The sequence below is a fragment of the Vibrio sp. 1069 genome, from assembly GCF_033340555.1.
This window is the reverse complement of the sequence record NZ_JAWOWP010000002.1, coordinates 117351-137240: the sequence shown is the minus strand read 5'-3', so window position 1 is coordinate 137240 and position 19890 is coordinate 117351. Positions and strand designations below refer to the sequence as shown.

Here is a 19890-nt window from a genome sequence, read left to right as displayed (position 1 = left end):
TTCTGACCCTAGGAAGTAACGACCACTCACGTTACTTCCTTATTTGGAACTCGCTTTAAGGATGTGCCCATCTTCTTTATCACACTCTTGTTTCATTACTTCTAAGCCCGTTTTAAAGCATGTTCGCCAAGCGGTTTCAACATCGGTATCGTACCCGGAATCACACTGTCGAACCGTTTCTAACAAACTCTCAAGCCAAACATCAAAATCCTGCGGCTCTATACCAATTTCGGCACTTGCATGCTTTTTCCCATACTTTTCCACCATTTTGTGCGCTTCGGTCGAGGTATCTGCCATCATAAAAAATACGATAGACCCTCTAAGCATTCTCACTTGTTGGTGCATGTCTATACCGTCAAACTTCTGTCTAAAGTTGGCGCTTTTCGACCATAAATTTTTGTAGAACAAGTCGAAAAACTCCTGATCTGAAGTACAACGTTCATAGCTATCATTAAAAACTTCAATCACGTTCATGTTGCTTTCCCCTACGCCTCAATATGAGTTTAATTTAATATCAAATAAAAGCTTCCAAATAAGGACTTTTAAGTTTCAAATCGATCAACTCACATCGATTTTCAACAAAAAGTAAAAAGTGATTTAAATAAACACCCTCTTATCAATGAAAAAATATCCATTATCATGAACCCATATTCGAGGTACGCATGGTTGTCGATGCTAGTGCATCCTCATCTGTCATCACATAAAGAGGATATAAACGTGTCCCATCAAATCATTACCGATCTAAATAACCGTTACACTGCAAAAAAATATGATGAAACCAAGCGCGTTTCTCAAGAAGACATGGCGATAATCAAAGAAGCACTGCGTTTGTCGGCGTCTTCTATCAACTCACAACCATGGAAATTCATCGTTATTGAAAGTGATGAAGCGAAGCAACGTTTCCACAATACGTTTGCAAATATGCACCAGTTTAACCAACCACACGCGAAAGCCGCATCACATACGATTCTGTTTGCTTACGATCCTAAATTTACTAAAGAGAAATTTGCGAAACGTGTGGATGCAGAAGTAACATCTGGCCACTTGCCAGCGGAGATGTACAACAACTTTATGGGTGCTTACGCTTTTGCCGATGCAAATACGGACGAAAATGGCTTCAACGGAAACTGGACAAAAGCACAAGTCTATTTGGCACTAGGCAACCTACTACACACATTGGCACGACTAGGCATTGATTCAACACCGATGGAAGGTGTCGATCCGGCTCTGATTGGAGAAGAGTTTAAAGAAGAGCTCGAGGGCCATATTTGTGAAGTTGCGCTGGCGATTGGCTACCATAAAGATGGGGAAGATTACAATCATGGTCTTCCAAAAGCGCGCCTTGCAATGGATGACGTAATTACGACTCTATAATCGACCATTGTCTTAGCTTAGCGACTTAACTCATTGTTTAAACTAAAAAGAGCCGCACATTAATGCGGCTCTTTTTTACTTGGTTCTGCGTCAACTTTACGCAACTTGCTCTGACTTAAAATTACCAAGCAATGCATCGTAAAGCTCATTGTCGCTTAACACACCAACCAGCTTATTATCTTCAACCATAAGCAGAGGCTGATTGCTACGCTGTTTAAGTTCAATCGCTTCTCGCATACTGATTTCTGGACTAACCTGAACCAGAGAGTTTTCATTAACTTCGTCAAGGTTCGAAGAATCGCTCTTCCATTGAATCAACGATTTATCTTTATCCGCTAAACTTAACCCCTTGCTCTCTTGTATCACCCAAATATCTTTATCAGGGCAAATCAGAACACGCGTATCTTCGCGAACCAAATCGTCACGCATTAAGGAACGTCCCTTCAGCACATTTAATGGATTAGTGTGAGCAACAAAGTCCGCCACATAATCGTTTTCTGGAGCAAGAATGATCTGTTCTGGCTTGCCATGTTGAATCAGCTTTCCTGATTCCATAATGGCGATGTTGTTACCGATTTTAAGTGCTTCATCCAAGTCGTGACTCACAAAAAGAATGGTTTTGTTTAGCTTTTCCTGAAGCAGAATCAATTCATCTTGAAGCTGAGCACGAATCAATGGATCAAGTGCTGAAAACGGTTCATCCATTAACAAGATATCAGTGTCCATCGCGAACGCTCGCGCTAGGCCAACACGCTGCTGCATACCACCAGAAAGCTCGTGCGGGAATTTGGTTTCCCACTCAGATAAACCGACCATTTCGAGCTGTTCACGCGCCTTTTTACGACGCTCTGCTTTACCAATGCCTTGCATCTCTAGACCAAACGCTACATTGTCTAACACCGTTAACCAAGGCATCAATGCAAACTTCTGAAACACCATGGACACGCGGTGCGTACGAAGGTGGCGCAGTTTCTGTTCGTCACAGTTAGAGAGCTCAACCATGTCGTCGCCATCTTTAATTTTCAGAGAGCCACGAGAAATATCGTTCAATCCGTTAACCGTTCGCAGCAAACTTGATTTACCCGAGCCTGAAAGCCCCATCAAGACACAGATCTCACCCTGTTTCACGTTCAGCGAAACATTATCAACCCCAACCACTTGGCCAGTTTCATCAATGATTTCTTGTCGAGATTTCCCTTGATCTAGTAGTGCTAGCGCCTGTGCTTGTTGCTGACCAAAAACGACATCAAGATTTTTAATAGTAATAGCGTCCATGATTATGCCTCCTTCTGGTTTGGTGCTTTACACAAGCGGTCAAGAATGATGGCAACGAGTACAATCGCTAAACCAGCTTCAAAACCTTGTGAAATGTTTACCGTATTCAGTGCACGTACGACTGGCTTACCAAGCCCATCAGCACCAACAAGCGCCGCAATGACCACCATAGAAAGAGACAACATAATGCACTGCGTAACGCCAGCCATAATACTTGGCAATGCCGCAGGTAACTCCACCTTAAACAGTAGCTTCATGCGGCTGGCACCAAATGCTTTACCCGCTTCAAGTAGCTCCTCCGGCACTTTAATAATGCCGAGGTACGTCAATCGAATTGGCGCAGCGATAGCGAAAATGATGGTCGAGATTAGACCAGGGACAATACCCAATCCAAACAGAACCAAGGTTGGAATTAGGTAAACGAATGTCGGGACGGTCTGCATTAAATCGAGTATTGGCCGCAACAAGGTGTATAACCAAGGACGGTGCGCCGCCATAATGCCCAACGGCACGCCAATTAATACGGAAATCGTTGTCGCTGCAAACACAAGGACAAAGGTTTCCAGCATTTCTTGCCAGTAACCAAGGTTGAGAATTGCGAGTAAGGCCAACACGATAAATACGACAAGAGGAATGCTGCGATGTAAGAACCAAGCAATTGCCGCCGTCATAATGATTGGCGCTGCAGGTGGCATCCATTTAAAAATGTCCACCACGAAAAGAATGATCGTTTCAAGTGTAATAGAGATTGCATCGAAAAAACCCGATGCATTGATGGTTAACCAATCGACGCCAGTTTCCATCCATTGGCCCAACGGTAGTTTGTTGTCCGTAATAAAATTCAAAATAAAACCTTTGTGTTAATGAAGCGGGCAAAACTGCCCACTTTCTTTTAAAAAAACGAGCTCAAATACTGCTTATTAAGCGTTTGTTTTTAAGTAGTTTGTAATAGCTGTTAGCGCATCTTGGCCATCCACCGTTTTCACGCCCTCTAGCCACGCTTCAATTTGCTCTTGGTTTGCATTCAACCATGCTTGCGCTGCTTTTGATGGCTTCTGTTTCTGGTTAAGAATCGCTTCCATCAGTTCATTTTCCATTTCTAGGTTAAACTCTAGATTTTTCACTAGCTGACCTACATTTGGACACTCAGCGAGGTAATTTTTACGTACGTTTGTGTAGACGTTCGCGCCGCCGTAGTTAGGACCGAAGAAGTCATCACCACCCGCTAGATATTCCATTTCAACGTTACTATTCATTGGGTGCGGCGCCCAACCTAGGTACACAATCCATTGATTGCGGCGTGCGGCACGTGATACTTGAGACACCATGCCAGCTTCACTGGACTCAACTAGGCTGAAATCTTTTAGGCCGAATGCGTTGCTATCAATCATTGACTGAATTAAGCGGTTGCCATCGTTTCCTGGTTCAATGCCGTAAATGCGGTCTTTAAATTTGTCGGCATGTTTTACTAGGTCAGCGAAATTGGTTACGCCTGCGTCATAAACGTATTTTGGAACCGCTAGCGTGTACTTTGCGCCAACGAGGTTCGCGCGTACGGTTTCAACAGTACCTGCATCACGGTATTTCGCGATATCACCTTCCATCGTTGGCATCCAGTTACCTAGGAAAATGTCGATATCGCCATTAGCCATAGAGGAGTAAGTTACAGGCACAGACAGAAGATCGGTCTTCGTTTTGTACCCCAACCCTTTAAGTAACTCTGATGTAACGGCAGTGGTCGCTGTGATGTCAGTCCAACCTACATCTGCGAAACGAACCGTTTCACATTGGTTGGCGTAAGCGCCTGTTGCTAAAGTACTTAGTGCAATTGTTGAGAAGATTTTTGTCATCTTAGACATGTTGAATTCCTTGTAATGATTACTGACTTTTTCATTTTATGAGATCGAATCGAGATCTCTTTTTGGCGGATGCATTCGTTGCATCTCTTGCCAGTCCGGTGCAATCCAAACTGGTACGTTGTTCGACGTTTCTAGGGCGTTATCCAAAATCATATCCGCGGCGCGTTCTGCCACCATAATCGTTGGCGCATTTAAATTACCGTTCGGAATGGTTGGGAAAATAGAAGAGTCCACCACACGCAAGCCTTGAATACCGCGTACTTGGCATCGCTCATTTAAGACGGCTAATGGGTCATTATCTGCGCCCATTTTGCAGGTACAAGATGGATGGTAAGCACTCTCGACGTTTTGCTTCACCCATTCATCAATCTGTTCATCCGTTGTGATGTTCAGACCGGGTTGGATCTCATCCCCACGAAACTCATCCATGGCTGGCTGATTGAGGATCTCGCGAGTAAGGCGAATACAATCACGCCAATCCTGCTTATCTTGTTCAGTGGAAATGTAGTTAAACTCAATCTTCGGCTTATCATTCGGATTCGCAGAGACAACTTCGACCGACCCGCGACTTTCTGGCTTGTTAGGTCCAACGTGCACTTGGAAACCATGACCATCAAAAGCAGCTTGCCCGTCATAGCGCATTGCCGCTGGCAAGAAGTGATATTGAATATTTGGCCACTTTAGTCCTTCACGAGAGCGGATAAACGCACACGATTCAAAGTGGTTAGTAGCCCCTAGGCCTTTGCGAGTTAATATCCACTCAGTGCCAATCAAGCCCTTGCTCACCAACCCTAATTTGCTGTTGAGCGTGATAGGTTGTTTACAGTGATATTGGAAGTACACTTCTAAGTGATCTTGCAGGTTTTTACCTACTCCCTCCAACGAGTGTTTCACCTCAATGCCCGCTTTTTCTAATACTGCCTTAGGGCCAATGCCTGAAAGCTGCAACAGCTGAACGGAGCCAACCGAACCCGCACTCGAAATCACTTCATTATTCGCAAAACATTGCTGAATTGAACCTGACTTTTCAAATTCAACGCCTACCGCTTTCTTACCTTCTGCACCAGTTTCTTCTAATAAAACTCGATGAACCGTCACCCTCTTCATTAGGGTGAAGTTTTTGCGTTTTTTAGCGCGGCTTAAGTATGCATTAGAGGTCGAAGCGCGTACGCCTTTGTCGACGGTCATATGCATTGGGCCAAAGCCCTCTTGCTGATAACCGTTGTAATCTTTTGTTTCTGGGTAGCCCGCTTCTTTGCCTGCATCAATAAAAGCTTGGTACAGTGGATTGAGCTTCATATCGTTGCCGTTACATGTGCCGACTGGACCGTGATCGCCCCGATATTCATCAGCACCACCAATCCAAGACTCTGCTTTACGGAAATAAGGCAAACACGACTGATAATTCCAGCCTTTCGCGCCTTCCTCTTCCCACTGGTCAAAGTCACAAGCGTGTCCGCGAACGTAAACCATGCCGTTGATAGATGAGCTACCGCCCAGAACTTTTCCGCGAGGACAATGAAGTTGGCGACCATCCAACCCTTGCTCTTCAACCGTCTCAAACTGCCACGCGTATTTTTCAGTGTTCATCGGGTAAGAAAGCGCTGTTGGCATTTGGATAAAAATACTTTTATCCGACCCACCCGCTTCGAGTAATAGGACCGAATTTTGACCACTTTCACTTAAGCGATCCGCTAACACACAGCCGGCCGAACCCGCACCGACGATGATGTAATCGTAGTGTTGTTGCATTTTTATTCTCCTAGGAGTTAATACTCATCACCGTAGATAAGTGAACGAAATTAGCGTAGGAAAAATGCTTGAGAACAAGGCGGAAATTTTGATAAGTAGTTAACCTACAATCAAAATTGACAACGTAGTTATCGAGCATTTTAACAAGCTAAAGTGGTCAGTTATCTACTATGAGTAGTATCATTTGTAAGGGCTTTCGAAGTCGCTTAGCTGAACCAAAACACTCTTCGTTTGTGTGTAATGTTTAAGGGTTTCGACTCCGTTTTCACGGCCAACACCTGATTGCTTGTAGCCGCCAACTGGCATTTCCGCAGGTGAGTCACCCCATGTGTTCACCCAACAAATACCCGCTTGAATTTGGTGTATCACACGGTGCGCACGAGATAGGTTTTGAGTAAAGACACCTGCCGCTAAGCCATAATCGGTGCCATTTGCGCGCGCAATCACTTCCGACTCATCGCGGAATTTCAGAACTGACATTACCGGGCCAAAGATTTCTTGTTGAACGTGGCTCATGTCATCATCGCAATCGACAAATACGGTTGGAGCAACAAAGTTACCATTAGCTAGACCATTGTCTGTTACTTTGTAGCCGCCAGTCAGTAACGTCGCGCCACTCGCTTTCGCGGCTTCAATCGCTCCTAGAACTTTCGATTCATGATCTTTAGAGATTAGCGCGCCAATTTGCGTGTTCTCATCAAGCGGATCGCCGACGACTAACAGCTCGGTTCGGGCTTTAAGCTGTGCGATAAAGTCGTCATAAATACCTTCATGGACAAATACACGTGTACCATGCGTACAAACCTCACCTTGGGTGTAGAAGTTCGCCACCATGGCCGCAGAAACGGCATCGTTTAACTTCGCATCATCAAAAATAATCAGCGGAGACTTGCCACCCAGCTCCATCGTTACTTGTTTTAGTGTCTTAGCGCTGTCACTCATGACGACTTTACCGGTGCCTGACTCACCCGTGAATGACACTTTTGCGATATCAGGATGCGCCGTTAGCATCTGTCCTACTCGGTAATCCCCTTGCACGACATTAAATACGCCATCTGGCATGCCCGCTTCTGAATAAATTTCGGCGAGCTTAAGCGCCGTTAATGGTGTTTCTTCTGATGGCTTGAAGATCATTGCGTTGCCCGCAGCGAGTGCTGGCGCCGATTTCCACATCGCAATTTGAATTGGATAATTCCAAGCGCCAATACCCGCGCAAATGCCCAATGGCTCACGACGTGTATAGAAAAACTGATCGTCGCTGAGTGGCTGCTGTTCACCTTGTAGACTTGGAGCAAGGCCAGCGTAGTACTCAAGAACATCGGCACCTGTTGTGACATCAACCGCGATAGCTTCTTGAATGGGCTTACCAGTATCTGCCACTTCCAATGCAGCCAGCTCGTCATTACGCTCACGTAAAATGGCAACGGCTTTGTGTAAAATACGGCTGCGCTCAATCGCAGTCATCGCCGACCATGCAGCAAAACCTTTCTTTGCCGATTCAATCGCTGCTTGAAGATCGTCTTGGTTCGCTTGTTTAATGTTGGCCAATGGCTCACCATTCGCCGGATTGTAAGTGGTGAAGTGTTCATCTGAACACCCGTCGTACATCGCACCATTGATATAGTGTGCTTTCATTTCCATTTTGAAGACCTGTAACTTTTATATTTTTTCAGAATAAAACGTAAGTTGTTTTTCGAGATAATCGTTGATGATGATTCTCGCTCTTTCTGCATCAATGCCTTGCGGGTTGAGCGTTCCGCGCAGCCAAATTCCATCAATAAGTGATGCAATACCATGAGCAACCAATTCAGCCTGCTCTGCATTTAATAATGCTTTGAGTTCTTTTCTTAGGTGGGACAATAGACGTCGTTCGTTGACACGCTGTAAACGCTTGAGCTGCTCGTCATGCATTGAGTACGACCAAAACGCCAGCCAAGTCTTAGCAACTTGGTTTTCTGCCTGATAGCCGACAAAGTTACCGTCAATGATTGCATTAATTCTTTGGTGATGAGCATCACTTGGCAGCTCACGTAACTTCTGTGTGATAGTGGACGAAAGCTGACGCAAGATTTCTCGCATCGTTTCCTCCAGCAATCCGTGCTTACCACCGAAATAGTGGTTGATAATCCCCGTTGATACACCGGCTTCTTTGCTGATTAACGAAATACTCGCCGCGTGTAAACCGACTCTATCAATCACTGACATTGTCGCTTTCACAAGCTGCGGTTTTCTGATTTCAGGCATCCCCACCTTTGGCATTTTGCGTCCCTGTTATTTTTAATTGAACGGTTAGTTAAATATAAAATGCCTGAAAATTAATTCGAACTCAAATTATTTTTAAAGAAAAATGTTAGTAAAAAAGGATGAAAAGTTGAGGGTGTACGAAAAATCGCTCGGTAAGAACTTGTCGGGATAACTAGATTTCAGTTTAAGAACAAACAAACAAGAAAAACAAAATCAAACACTTAACTCTTTCTCTATTTTTAAAACGATGATGAACGAGTTGATTTTTGAACAACAAAAATCTGTGCCACAAAAAATTTATATCGACCACTAATCATTTCACCTGTACACGGTTTATTTGTACAAAGAATAGACACACTAGTTTGTTATAGTTTTGTAGACACAACTGGCATTCGCACTTTGAAGGTGAAGGAGGCAAAAAGAGAGGTTATGTTGAACGCCATGAATATGCGATTCGATATCCTTAAGCCATTTTTAAGTAATATCGCCAAGTGACTTTAAGATGTTAGATTCAGCGTTTTATATTCGAAGCAAGGATCTCAAAGTCACTTGGCTATCAAAGTAAATGGGAGGGATAAGTTCAGATTCATCGTGCGATGAGCCTGAACTCTTGATTTCTGTTACGCTAGCGAGCGACCTTTCACGCAGTTGCGTCCGTTCGCTTTCGCTTGATAAAGCAATTTATCGGCCTGATCGCAAAGTGATTTAAAGCTCATCTCATTATCTTCAGTGGTAACGACTCCAAAACTACAGGTCACTCTCACTTCTTCTTTCTGTTCCGTAACAAAGCCATGTAGGGATAAAGCGCTACGTAAACGTTCGGCAGTAATAAGGGCGTTTTCATGGTCTGTATTGGGCATAACAACAACAAACTCTTCACCACCAAAGCGAGCAACAATGTCGTTTTCACGTACAGTTTCCTCCAACACTTTGGCAACGCCCGTTAGTACGGTATCTCCAAACACATGCCCATAGGTATCATTTACCTGCTTGAAATAATCCACATCGATTAACGCTAAAGTTACTGGCCCCGATTGTGGTTTATTTGGCACCATTTTCTGTTTATCGAGTTTGCTATCTACCCATTTATTTAAAGCTAGATAACCGTACTTAACTTGCTCGACTTGCTCAAAAACAAAGTGTTGTATTTTTTCTTGCTTAGATTGAGGTACCGGTTTCTCTTTTCGCTCACGCCTCACTTCTACTGGCTTAGTGAACCAGTCCTCTAAAAAACGGCGATTGAACAACCCTGTCAATGTGTCTGTCTTTGCGAGGCGACGCATTCTCAAACGCGAGCGATTGACGACGAGAAATACTACCGCCATCAAAAATAGAACACCGATGAGCGCAAGTAGCGCTTCACCCAATAAGTAAAAAGTACGACGGTTATTTTCTAGCTCCATACGCTGCAAAACATTGTTCCAGTTGAGATCTTCGTTCTCATATTCAAGTCGTTCCAACTCAAATAACGTCTGCTGGCGCTCAAGATTTTCAACTTCTCTTTGATTGCTAAATTGGATAAATTTATCGTGATAGTTACCGTAAGTTTCGAATGCTAGTTTAAAGTCATTGCTTCCCGCATAGGCCATAGCGGCGACTTTTAGTAGCTCCATTTGCTGTTGCTTGACGTATCGACTCTCTATAATCTCCGGCAGCATTGGCGCGATCATCGCTAAAAGTATTTCAAATTGCTGCTGCTCTAACATATATTCGGCTTGTAACAACTTAAATGTTGCCAAATACGCGCTAGACGTTTCTCTGTACTGTAAATTCTCCGCCAGCTTCAAGTGATTAACCATCTTCTTTTCTTGTTTCGTCTCGCGATATAAAGCTGCAAGTTCAAGGTTAACTCGAAATCTAAAGCGTCCATCACCGATAATTTGAGCCAGCTTTAACGCTCGCTGATATGACGCTATCGCCTCTTCGTATTGGAACTGTGCTTTATGAAGTTTCGCTATCGTCAAAACGCTCAACAACTCATTGAACGACATACGCCTATCCCTAAAATAGCGATATGCTTGTTCCAAAAGCGCCTCAGATCGGTCGTAACCCTGAATTTTGACAAGTACGTCACCTAGCTCTAGTGCTGCACGTTCGACCAGCCCGTGAACACCTGAAGATTCAGCCGCATCCATGGACGACATAAGTGCAGCATAGGATTTTTTAAACTCACCTTGCTCATCGTAATAGCGTCCTTTTAGCAACAGGATTTCTGATTCAAGTTGCTTATCACCATTCTCACGCGATGTTTCCAACAAGCTATCCAACGCAGAAAGCGCGGTATCGATATCGCTCTTTCCAACCATAGTTCGCATCTGAATCAACTTAAACAGGAGATACTCATGGCTCTGTGGACGTACAAGCTCCAATCCTTTTTGAACGACACTCTGACTCTCTTCTACGCGCCCTAGCAGCTCTAAAACCGTGGCCTTGGCAAGCCAGTAACGCACCAACAGCGCTGTTGGTTGGTTTTGTAGTAAAGACTCTTCTTCTAACGCTTCAATCAAAGCTAAAGAACTCTGAGGTAATGCGTAAATTTGATTTTCGATGCCTTCTAACGACTGTAAAAACTTACCTTCCTGTTCCACCTTTTCTGTGGAGGCCTGAACAGAAAAACACAGACACCCCAATAATAGCGGCATCGTCCTAAGCGAATGAAATAGTGACATTATTGCTCTTCCCTAATGGGTAGTTACTTCAGTGTAATTGAGAATTCTGATTATTTATTATTAAGACAACTGAAGGTTATTCAGTCAGCCTCATATTCCCATGTATTTTGCGCTGAATAATAAATCACCATCTTTAGATGCCGAAATAGTTTTCGGTTACAATATGACCAATAAGAATGTTTTTTACACACCAAGAATAACGATCTCGTTAGTGAGACAAAAGATCGTCTTAGTTGTGAGTTAATACATTTACATGACAAGCAATATAGAACTAACCATTCACATTAGAAATAGAATCAATTTTTATACCGTTCGATGAGATAGCAGTCGACCATGCATCCAATACATTTTTCAGATAGAAGCAATAAAAGAAAGGAGAAAGTGGAAGGAAGCGGACAATCAAACTCGCTCCCCTTTTTTATGTTGCAGAGGGGGTTACATTCGCATTCCGCCATCGACTTCGAACACTCGTCCGGTCACGAATTCGTTGGTTAACACGTATTTTATGGTCGATGAAATTTCATCCGCCAAACCTAAACGTCCAACCGGAATCATTCCGATTAAACGTTCCATCGCTTCAGGTTTTATTTGGTCTGTCATGGCAGTTTTGATGACACCCGGAGCAATCGCCACTGAGCGAATTCCGAAACGCCCTAACTCTTTCGCCCACACCGTTGCCATGGTGGCTACCGCCGCTTTAGATGCTGAATAGTTGGTTTGACCAATATTCCCGGCACGCGCAACGCTGGATATGTTGATCAGAACCCCTTTGCTATCGGTGTTCAGCATTACCTTGCTCGCTTCACGGCCACACAGGAAAGTGCCTGTTACATTCACATCTAGAACAGACTGAAATTGTTCCAGCGACATCGTGTTAACCTGACCATCTTTGACTTTAATGAACATACCATCACGCATAATACCTGCGTTATTGATAACGCCATTGAGCTGCTTGAAATCTGCCTCAATTTGCTCAAAAGCAGTGCACACCTGCTGTTCGTCAGTCACGTTCGTCACATAAAAACGAGCGGTAACGCCGAGAGATTCACATTCCGCTTTCGTTTCAGCCAGTTGATCTGAATTGAGGTCGATAAGCGCAAGATGAACGCCATTTTCCGCCAGTGACAGTGCCATTTGTTTACCCAGCCCCTGCCCTGCCCCCGTGATCGCAATGACCTTATTTGCTAACTCCATAAGCGCTCCTTAGGCCTGATTTTGCTTTTGGTAGAACTCAAACAAGCTTGAAAAATCTTTTTGCCCGTTGCCCTGACCGTTGTGAAAATTAAACAGATTACGAGCCAAGCTGCCCATTGGCGTTGATGTTTGACTGGCAACCGCCGCTTCCATCGCAAGACCCAGATCTTTAGCCATTAACTGGCTCATAAAGCCGCCTTGATAACCATTGCTTGCAGGCGTATTTTCCATCACACCTGGACAAGGGTTATAAAGCTCTAGCGCCCAGTTACGCCCTGAACTTTGCAACATGATGTCGGAAAGCACTTTGGGATCGAGTCCGTTTTCCATCCCTAAATTTAGTGCTTCACAGGTGCCGCTCATCAAAATGCCCAACATCATGTTATTGCAGATCTTCGCGACCTGACCAGCTCCAACATCGCCCGCATGGAAGATGTTTTTACCCATGTGGCTAAGCACCGCTTTGGCTTGAACAAAGTTCTCTTGCGAGCCGCCAACAATGAAAGTTAACGTACCTGCTGCTGCGCCCGCAACGCCACCAGATACTGGTGCATCAACAAAACTGATACCAAGTTGCGATGCTTTTTCGCCAACCAAACGAGCAGTCACCGGATCGATGGTGGAAGAATCAATCAGCAAGGTACCTGATTCGACGCTATCTAAGATGCCATCTTGACCAAGATAAACGCTTTGAACGTGTTGGCTCGCTGGCAGCATAGTGACAACCACGTCAACACCTTGTACTGCCTGCTGAACGGAATCGGCACTTGAAGCGCCCAATGCGGTCAACTCCTCAACTGCGCTTGGGTTCAAATCAAATACTTCGACATTCAAGCCCGCTTTGAGTAGATTCTTAGCCATAGGCGCACCCATGTTACCAAGGCCAATAAATGCAATTTTGTCCATATCGTATTTCTTCCTTGTACTAAAGTGCCGCTATAGCTACCGACGATGCGGTCAGTGGGTATTCTGCTGAGTCAATTGGCGAGAAGAAGCGCTCCAAAACTTGTGGCGTTACGTCAGAAACCGTGCGATGTTGCCAAGTCGGTTGATTGGTTTTATCAATAATCAGCGCACGAACCCCTTCTCTAAAATCACCTTCTAAGCCACAACGTAGTGTTAGGTTAAACTCCATATCAAAACACGCTTTCAAAGAGAGATTTTGATACTGCGTTAACTGCTGATAAGTGATACTGAGCGACAACGGACTGCCATAGTTCAGTGACTTCTGCGCATTGACGAACCACTTGTTATCAACGTTAGCACTGCTGATTGCGTCAACAATTGACGCTAAGTCACCCGAACATAACTGCTCAATCAATTCCGCATAGGGCATCAACATCCCTTCGCTTGGCTCGTCCACGTGTACCGAACGCAGCGTAGTAGCGATTTTTTCGTTGATGTTCGCTTCACCTTTCCAACTTACCGATGCAAGCAGATCCAGCAGCACTTGCTTGTTTTCTGGCTGTGCAATCCATTGGCTTAACCCCAACGCTTTCATATCTGTTGCGCTAATTTGGCAAGCCGTCAAACTTAAGAACAGAGCCAAATGTTTTGGCAACTGGTTTAGGAAGTACGTCGCGCCTACATCTGGGTAAAGGCCAATTTTAATCTCTGGCATTGCAAAGCGGGTGGTGGTTTCTGCTACGCGATGACTTGCGCCCATAAACAGGCCAACTCCCCCGCCCATCAAATAACCATGTCCCCACGCGATGATCGGTTTTGGATAAGTATGAATAAGATGATCACAGCGATATTCGAGGTCAAAGAAGGTTTCCATCGCTGAAAACGCAGAATCAAAGTCTTGCTCTTTGTTTTCAAGTGCACGGTAGATCGCTTGAATATCTCCGCCAGCACAAAACGCTTTTTCACCTTGAGCATGCAAGAATACCGCGACGACGCTGTCGTCCGTTTGCCATTCATTAAGCTGTTTGTACAACTTCTCAATCATCACGTAACTCAACGCGTTGAGAGCAGCTGGATTATCAAGCTCCAGCACACCAATAACAGAGCCATCTGCGCACTCAAGTTTTGAAACATTTACTGTACCTGTCATTTGGCCTCCGCTAGCTGTTTGTCCATTGTGGCTTGCGCTTTTGCAAAAACGCATTCACACCCTCAGTCTGATCTTGTGTATTGAACAGCTGTAAAAACAGTTCACGCTCCAAAACCAATCCAGCCGCGTGAGTTTGGCTGCGTCGACCTTGAATGAGCGTTTTGCACGCTGACACAGATTTCGGTGATTGACCTGCAACACGCTGCGCTAGTTCCATAGCCGCTTCGAGTGCTTGACCTTTCGCCACCACCTCTTCGACTAAACCAATTTTTTCCGCTCGCTCGGCCGTCACTCGTTCGCCACATAGAATCATACGCTTCGCCCAACCTTCACCTACCAACGCGGTCAGGTTTTGCGTCCCACCCGCACACGGCAACAAACCTACCGATGCTTCAGGAAGTGCCATTTGTACTTGTTCTTCTGCGATACGAATGTCACACGCCATCGCCACTTCCAGACCGCCGCCCATCGCATAGCCATTAATCGCTGAGATAGAAACCCCATCGAATGCAGAAAGCGCTTCAAACGCTTCACCAAATGCGAACGCCATGTTTGCTGCTTGTGATTTATCACCCGATGCAAAGTTATTAAGATCTGCTCCAGCAGAAAAGAATTTCTCGCCTTCGCCTGTTAAAACCAACGCATAAATAGAGCGATCATTACTAAGTTCAATTGCCAACTCTTTTAGCTGATTCAAAGACTCAAGCGTCCAAGTGTTCGCTGGCGGATTACTAATCGTGAGCTTGGCAATATGCGCTTCGCGCTCTAATTTGATTTGTGCCGTCATAATCTTTCAGTCCTTTTTAATTTCTTTAGGTAAGGCTGTGTCTCGCTGACTAAAGCAGCTCAACGCCTTCCGTTAGTAATCGTCTTGCGACGATCAGACGCATGATTTCGTTGGTACCTTCAAGGATTTGGTGAACACGAACGTCTCGGAAATGGCGCTCGACTGGATATTCTTTGATGTAGCCATAGCCACCGTGAATTTGCAGCGCCTGATCGCAGACTTTAAAGCCCACATCAGTAGCAAAGCGTTTTGCCATGGCACAGTACGCACTTTTTTCTGCGTGCTGGGCATCGAGTTTAGCGGCAGCGAGTCGCACCATTTGACGCGCAGCGACCAGCTCAGTCGCCATATCAGCAAGCTTGAACTGCAACGCTTGAAATTGCGCCAGTGAACGGCCGAACTGTTTGCGTTCGTTCATGTATTGCTTGGCTTCGTTCAGTGCTTGTTGCGCAGTACCGACGGAACAAGTAGCGATATTGATTCGACCACCATCAAGGCCAAGCATGGCGAACTTAAAGCCCTCTCCCTCTTCACCCAACAGATAGTCAGCCGGAATGCGGACATTTTCGAAGGTAATCATGCGAGTTGGCTGGCAGTTCCAACCCATTTTGGCTTCTTTTTTACCGTAGCTAATGCCTTCGCAATCAGCAGGAACAACGAATGCAGAAACGCCACCCGCTCCTTCACCACACGAACGCGCCATCACGACGAGAACATCTGTATCACCCGCACCCGAGATAAACACTTTTGCTCCATTGAGGACAAACTCATCGCCATCACGCACTGCGCTAGTCGTTAGAGAAGCGGCGTCAGAGCCGGCATTAGGTTCGGTTAAACAGTAGGAAGCGAGCTTTTCACCCGAAATTAGATCCGCGCTAAATTGCTGCGCCACTTCGGCTTTGGCAAAGCTGGTTATCATCCACGTCGCCATGTTGTGAATGGTCATAAACGCAGTAGTCGCGGTACAACCCATAGCCAACTGCTCGAAAATGATCGCCGCATCCAAACGAGATAACCCCAAGCCACCATGCTCTGGCGGCGTATAGATGCTCAGAAAACCAAGTTCACCTGCTTGACGCAGTACGTCTTTAGGGAAATGATGGTTTTCATCCCACTCGGCCGCATGAGGCGCTAACATTTGGTCTGCAAACTGCTTTGCTACTTCGGCAAACGCGAGTTGATCTTCGTTTAATTCAAAATCCATCTTGAAGTCCTAAGGTCTAATTCGTTGCATTTGTATCCGAGCCAAGCCCACTTAAACGGTGGCGCTTGGCTAGAGGTGTCGCTAATCCAGTAATTAGCTAAGTTGAATGGTCATGTTTGGACCGCTTGGAATGTCATCTTCAAACCAACGCGCGGTGACAGTTTTCGTCTCGGTGTAGAAGCGAACCGCTTGTTTACCGTAAGCATGCAGGTCGCCGTAGAAGCTGCCTTTCCACCCAGTAAATGAGAAAAATGGCAATGGCACTGGAATCGGCACGTTGATGCCTACGTTACCTACTTCGATATTGTGTTGATACTTTCTCGCGGCAGCGCCGTTCGCCGTGAAAATAGACGTACCATTACCAAAGCGGTTTGCATTGATCAGTTCAATCGCTTCATCTAGGTCATCCACTTCCATAGTTAACAGTACAGGCCCGAAAATTTCTTCCTGATAAATCGACATGTCTGTGGTCACGTTAGTAAACAGTGTTGGCCCCACCCAGTTACCGTTCGGGAAGCCAGGTACTTGGCAATCTGTCCCGTCCAGAACACAATTCGCGCCTGACGCTTTGCCTTCATTAATCAGATTCACCACTCGCTGCTTCGCTTGAGGGCTAATCAGTGGACCATAACCAGCGGTTTCATCATCCCACGCGCCAGGCTGAACCTGAGCTAACGCCTCTTTAAGCTCTGGAATCCATTCTTTGGTTTCGCCGACAAATACGGCAACCGAAATAGCCATACAGCGTTGGCCTGCAGCACCAACTGACGCGCCAACTAGGTTATTGATGACTTGCTGTTTGTTTGCATCCGGCATGATGACCATGTGGTTCTTAGCACCTGCAAATGACTGCACGCGTTTCAGGTTGTCTGTACCTGTTTTGTAGATGTACTCACCAACGGGCACAGAGCCAACAAAAGAGATCGCACGAACAACTGGATCAGTCAGAATGCGGTCGACTTGCTCTTTGGTCCCGTGAACAACTTGCAATACGCCTTTTGGTGCACCAGCTTGTTCAAATAGCTCTGCCAATTTCATTGCAGTCAGCGGAACTTGTTCCGAAGGTTTTAGAATAAAGGTGTTGCCACAAGCGATCGCCATCGGGAACATCCACAATGGGATCATCGCAGGGAAGTTAAAGGGTGTGATGCCAGCACAAACACCGAGCGGTTGAATGTAAGAGTAACCATCAATATTGGTCGCGACATTTTCCACCGTTTCGCCCATCATTGAGCTACAAATGTTCGCCGCTTGTTCTACGACTTCAATCCCACGCCAAATGTCACCCTTTGCATCCGCGAGGGTTTTGCCTGTCTCACTTGAAAGCAGTATCGCCAACTCATCGTGTTGCTCTTTTAGCAGATGTTGGTAACGCAACATCAATCTAGCACGCTCCGGCGCTGCAACTTCTTTCCAGCGTTTGAACGTTTCTGTTGCGCTGGCAATCGCCGCATTCATTTCCGACTCCGTGGCACAAGGTACTTGTGCAATCACTTCGTTGGTTGCCGGGTTGGTTACATCTAGCCATTGTTTTGAATCGGAGATGGCAAATTCACCACCGATATACTGCTTTACTTGTTCTGTCATGATGACATCCTTGTATTTTTCAGCTTGTTACTGACTACTGTTATGTAAGTGAAACTTTGTTGAGAGTGATTTAGCAGATTTCAATCGCGATAGCGGTAGCCTCACCACCACCAATACAAAGCGATGCAACGCCACGCTTACCACCAGTTTGTTTTAGCGCATGAATCAAAGTGACAAGGATTCGATTGCCACTTGCGCCTATTGGATGCCCCAGCGCACAAGCCCCTCCGCGAGGGTTCACTTTGCTCTCGTCCAGTTCGAGTGCTTTCACCGCGTATTGAGTCACAACAGCAAAAGCTTCATTGATTTCCCAAAGGTCCACGTCCGATTTGTCCCAGCCCGTTTTTTCCAGCAGCGATTCAATCGCGAAGACTGGTGCGATGGTGAACTCATCAGGCTGTCTTGCATGCGAGCTGTACGCGACAATTTTGGCTAGAGGCTGAAGGTTTTCCTGACGACCAAACTCACTATCGACTAAGATCATTGCCGACGCACCATCCGAAATGGAACTAGAGTTTGCTGCGGTTACGCCGCCATCTTTGGCAAACGCAGGGCGTAAGGTAGGAATTTTAGTGACGTCGAGTTTGCTCGGTTGCTCATCATCTACAACCAAGGTTTCGCCGCGCCGACTTTTTACGTTAACAGGCACGATCTCTTCTTTGAACAAACCTTGCTCGATTGCTTGCTGCGCACGAGTCACCGACTGCTGCGCCCAGGCATCCATACTTTCACGGCTGAACTGATACTTTTGCGCCGTCTGTTCTGCAAAGACACCCATCAGCTCGCCTTGGTAGGCATCCTGCAAACCGTCATAAAACATGTGATCAAGCACTTGCTCGTGACCTAAACGGAAACCATCACGCGCTTTCTTTAATAGATAAGGAGAAGACGACATGTTTTCCATGCCACCAGCGATGACAGCATGCGCATTGCCAGATTGAATAAGGTCATATGCCAGCATGACGGTTTTCATACCCGATCCACAAACTTTGTTCAGTGTCGTACAACCAATCGATTGTGGCATTTCAGCTTTAAGACTTGCTTGTCTTGCAGGCGCTTGCCCCACACCGGCGGGTAAAACGCACCCCATCAACACTTCGTCTATTTTGTGCACATCGAGTTGGCTTTCGGCTAGCGCCCCTTGAATGGCTCTCGCACCGAGTTCCGTGACATCTGTTGAAGCTAATGCACCTTGAAAAGAGCCGATAGGCGTTCGCTTAGCGGCAACAATCCATGTTTCATTTTTCATTCCATTAACCTTTTGTTGACGTTTACGTCATAACTATACTAACATTTACGTTAACGTCAAGTTTGAGGTTATTGTTTGTTCGAGTGATTCTTTGATTTCGAGTAAATGCGAGTGATATCAAGGCTCAAGAGTGGATGTTGTTTGTTTACTTTAACGTTAACGAATTGTATATTCATGTAAATGTTATACGAAAGTCGTAAGGTTAAGGAATGAACACATTTAAGATCAGCGAGCTCGCGAAAGAGTTCGACATTACTACTCGAAGCATTCGCTTCTACGAAGATTTAGGTCTCCTAACTCCAGAACGTAAAGGCAACACTCGAATCTACAATGGTCGTGATCGAATTCGACTAAAACTGATTTTGCGAGGTAAGCGATTGGGCTTTTCTCTTGCAGATATCAAAGAGTTATTTGAACTCTACGATACCGATCAAAGTACTGAGCAGTTGAACTATATGATTCGGTTGATCGAAGAGAAGAAGGCAGCATTGCAACAGCAAGCAAACGACATTCAAGCGGTAATGATGGAGTTAAATGCTGCGCAGTTGCGATGCCAAAACACACTGAGATCCATGAAAGGCGAAAAAGTCACCTAACACCTCAACTCTGGGATGTAGGTGACGTAAAGGCAAGGACACGC

Annotated in this window: 17 protein-coding genes; 2 read left to right on the top strand and 15 right to left on the bottom strand. The window is 45.5% G+C overall.

Going from position 1 to position 19890, the window contains the following annotated elements:
* Positions 1 to 39: 39 nt before the first annotated feature.
* Entirely contained in the window at positions 40 to 474 is a 435-nt protein-coding gene (locus tag R7040_RS03740; RefSeq protein WP_053349193.1) for a globin, read from the bottom strand.
* A 243-nt stretch (positions 475 to 717) separates the two neighbouring features.
* On the opposite strand from R7040_RS03740, the gene R7040_RS03735 reads away from it, so the two are divergent.
* Positions 718 to 1374, top strand: a complete 657-nt coding sequence (locus R7040_RS03735) for an NAD(P)H-dependent oxidoreductase (protein ID WP_042523604.1) — start codon at positions 718 to 720, stop codon at positions 1372 to 1374.
* A 96-nt stretch (positions 1375 to 1470) separates the two neighbouring features.
* On the opposite strand, the gene choV is transcribed toward R7040_RS03735, so the two are convergent.
* The 14 genes from choV to R7040_RS03665 form a co-directional block, all read right to left on the bottom strand.
* Positions 1471 to 2649 carry a choline ABC transporter ATP-binding protein gene (gene choV / locus R7040_RS03730; protein ID WP_042523602.1) on the bottom strand — a complete coding sequence of 393 codons (1179 nt, stop codon included), beginning with the start codon at positions 2647 to 2649 and terminating at the stop codon, positions 1471 to 1473.
* A gap of 2 nt (positions 2650 to 2651) precedes the next feature.
* Positions 2652 to 3494, bottom strand: coding sequence for a choline ABC transporter permease subunit (gene choW / locus R7040_RS03725; protein ID WP_005392552.1), 843 nt, complete (start codon positions 3492 to 3494; stop codon positions 2652 to 2654).
* 75 nt (positions 3495 to 3569) lie between these two features.
* Complete coding sequence (locus R7040_RS03720; RefSeq protein WP_005382646.1) at positions 3570 to 4508, bottom strand: choline ABC transporter substrate-binding protein; 939 nt, start codon at positions 4506 to 4508, stop codon at positions 3570 to 3572.
* A gap of 36 nt (positions 4509 to 4544) precedes the next feature.
* On the bottom strand, positions 4545 to 6260 hold the full coding sequence (gene betA, locus R7040_RS03715; RefSeq protein WP_005373209.1) for a choline dehydrogenase: 1716 nt from the start codon (positions 6258 to 6260) through the stop codon (positions 4545 to 4547).
* 180 nt (positions 6261 to 6440) lie between these two features.
* Positions 6441 to 7901, bottom strand: coding sequence for a betaine-aldehyde dehydrogenase (gene betB, locus R7040_RS03710; RefSeq protein ID WP_025767886.1), 1461 nt, complete (start codon positions 7899 to 7901; stop codon positions 6441 to 6443).
* Positions 7902 to 7919: 18 nt separating this feature from the next.
* Positions 7920 to 8519: a transcriptional regulator BetI gene (gene betI / locus R7040_RS03705; RefSeq protein WP_017820329.1), complete on the bottom strand. Its 600-nt coding sequence runs from the start codon at positions 8517 to 8519 to the stop codon at positions 7920 to 7922.
* Positions 8520 to 9124: 605 nt separating this feature from the next.
* Positions 9125 to 11146 (bottom strand): tetratricopeptide repeat-containing diguanylate cyclase, encoded by a 2022-nt coding sequence (locus R7040_RS03700; protein WP_372430189.1) that lies wholly within the window; start codon positions 11144 to 11146, stop codon positions 9125 to 9127.
* Between the two features lie 462 nt (positions 11147 to 11608).
* Positions 11609 to 12367, bottom strand: coding sequence for an SDR family oxidoreductase (locus tag R7040_RS03695; RefSeq protein WP_005373217.1), 759 nt, complete (start codon positions 12365 to 12367; stop codon positions 11609 to 11611).
* Positions 12368 to 12376: 9 nt separating this feature from the next.
* Complete coding sequence (mmsB, locus tag R7040_RS03690) at positions 12377 to 13273, bottom strand: 3-hydroxyisobutyrate dehydrogenase (protein ID WP_064354703.1); 897 nt, start codon at positions 13271 to 13273, stop codon at positions 12377 to 12379.
* A 19-nt stretch (positions 13274 to 13292) separates the two neighbouring features.
* Complete coding sequence (locus tag R7040_RS03685) at positions 13293 to 14423, bottom strand: enoyl-CoA hydratase/isomerase family protein (protein ID WP_213913555.1); 1131 nt, start codon at positions 14421 to 14423, stop codon at positions 13293 to 13295.
* Between the two features lie 10 nt (positions 14424 to 14433).
* A complete protein-coding gene (locus tag R7040_RS03680) occupies positions 14434 to 15210 on the bottom strand; it encodes an enoyl-CoA hydratase (RefSeq protein ID WP_064354701.1) in 777 nt (258 codons plus the stop codon).
* A gap of 49 nt (positions 15211 to 15259) precedes the next feature.
* Positions 15260 to 16414 carry an acyl-CoA dehydrogenase family protein gene (locus R7040_RS03675; protein ID WP_005373226.1) on the bottom strand — a complete coding sequence of 385 codons (1155 nt, stop codon included), beginning with the start codon at positions 16412 to 16414 and terminating at the stop codon, positions 15260 to 15262.
* A gap of 93 nt (positions 16415 to 16507) precedes the next feature.
* Entirely contained in the window at positions 16508 to 18001 is a 1494-nt protein-coding gene (locus tag R7040_RS03670) for a CoA-acylating methylmalonate-semialdehyde dehydrogenase (RefSeq protein ID WP_005382664.1), read from the bottom strand.
* A 70-nt stretch (positions 18002 to 18071) separates the two neighbouring features.
* A complete protein-coding gene (locus R7040_RS03665; protein ID WP_005382666.1) occupies positions 18072 to 19250 on the bottom strand; it encodes a thiolase family protein in 1179 nt (392 codons plus the stop codon).
* A gap of 209 nt (positions 19251 to 19459) precedes the next feature.
* Here R7040_RS03665 and R7040_RS03660 point away from each other — a divergent pair, with 209 nt between their 5' ends.
* Complete coding sequence (locus R7040_RS03660) at positions 19460 to 19846, top strand: MerR family transcriptional regulator (RefSeq protein ID WP_005373242.1); 387 nt, start codon at positions 19460 to 19462, stop codon at positions 19844 to 19846.
* Positions 19847 to 19890: the final 44 nt, after the last annotated feature.

Coding starts and splice junctions, on each gene's coding strand:
- R7040_RS03740 (WP_053349193.1), bottom strand. CDS start 474: ATGAACGTGATTGAAGTTTTTAATGATAGCTATGAACGTTGTACTTCA.
- choV (WP_042523602.1), bottom strand. CDS start 2,649: ATGGACGCTATTACTATTAAAAATCTTGATGTCGTTTTTGGTCAGCAA.
- R7040_RS03720 (WP_005382646.1), bottom strand. CDS start 4,508: ATGTCTAAGATGACAAAAATCTTCTCAACAATTGCACTAAGTACTTTA.
- betA (WP_005373209.1), bottom strand. CDS start 6,260: ATGCAACAACACTACGATTACATCATCGTCGGTGCGGGTTCGGCCGGC.
- betB (WP_025767886.1), bottom strand. CDS start 7,901: ATGGAAATGAAAGCACACTATATCAATGGTGCGATGTACGACGGGTGT.
- betI (WP_017820329.1), bottom strand. CDS start 8,519: ATGCCAAAGGTGGGGATGCCTGAAATCAGAAAACCGCAGCTTGTGAAA.
- R7040_RS03700 (WP_372430189.1), bottom strand. CDS start 11,146: ATGCCGCTATTATTGGGGTGTCTGTGTTTTTCTGTTCAGGCCTCCACA.
- R7040_RS03695 (WP_005373217.1), bottom strand. CDS start 12,367: ATGGAGTTAGCAAATAAGGTCATTGCGATCACGGGGGCAGGGCAGGGG.
- mmsB (WP_064354703.1), bottom strand. CDS start 13,273: ATGGACAAAATTGCATTTATTGGCCTTGGTAACATGGGTGCGCCTATG.
- R7040_RS03685 (WP_213913555.1), bottom strand. CDS start 14,423: ATGACAGGTACAGTAAATGTTTCAAAACTTGAGTGCGCAGATGGCTCT.
- R7040_RS03680 (WP_064354701.1), bottom strand. CDS start 15,210: ATGACGGCACAAATCAAATTAGAGCGCGAAGCGCATATTGCCAAGCTC.
- R7040_RS03675 (WP_005373226.1), bottom strand. CDS start 16,414: ATGGATTTTGAATTAAACGAAGATCAACTCGCGTTTGCCGAAGTAGCA.
- R7040_RS03670 (WP_005382664.1), bottom strand. CDS start 18,001: ATGACAGAACAAGTAAAGCAGTATATCGGTGGTGAATTTGCCATCTCC.
- R7040_RS03665 (WP_005382666.1), bottom strand. CDS start 19,250: ATGAAAAATGAAACATGGATTGTTGCCGCTAAGCGAACGCCTATCGGC.
- R7040_RS03660 (WP_005373242.1), top strand. CDS start 19,460: ATGAACACATTTAAGATCAGCGAGCTCGCGAAAGAGTTCGACATTACT.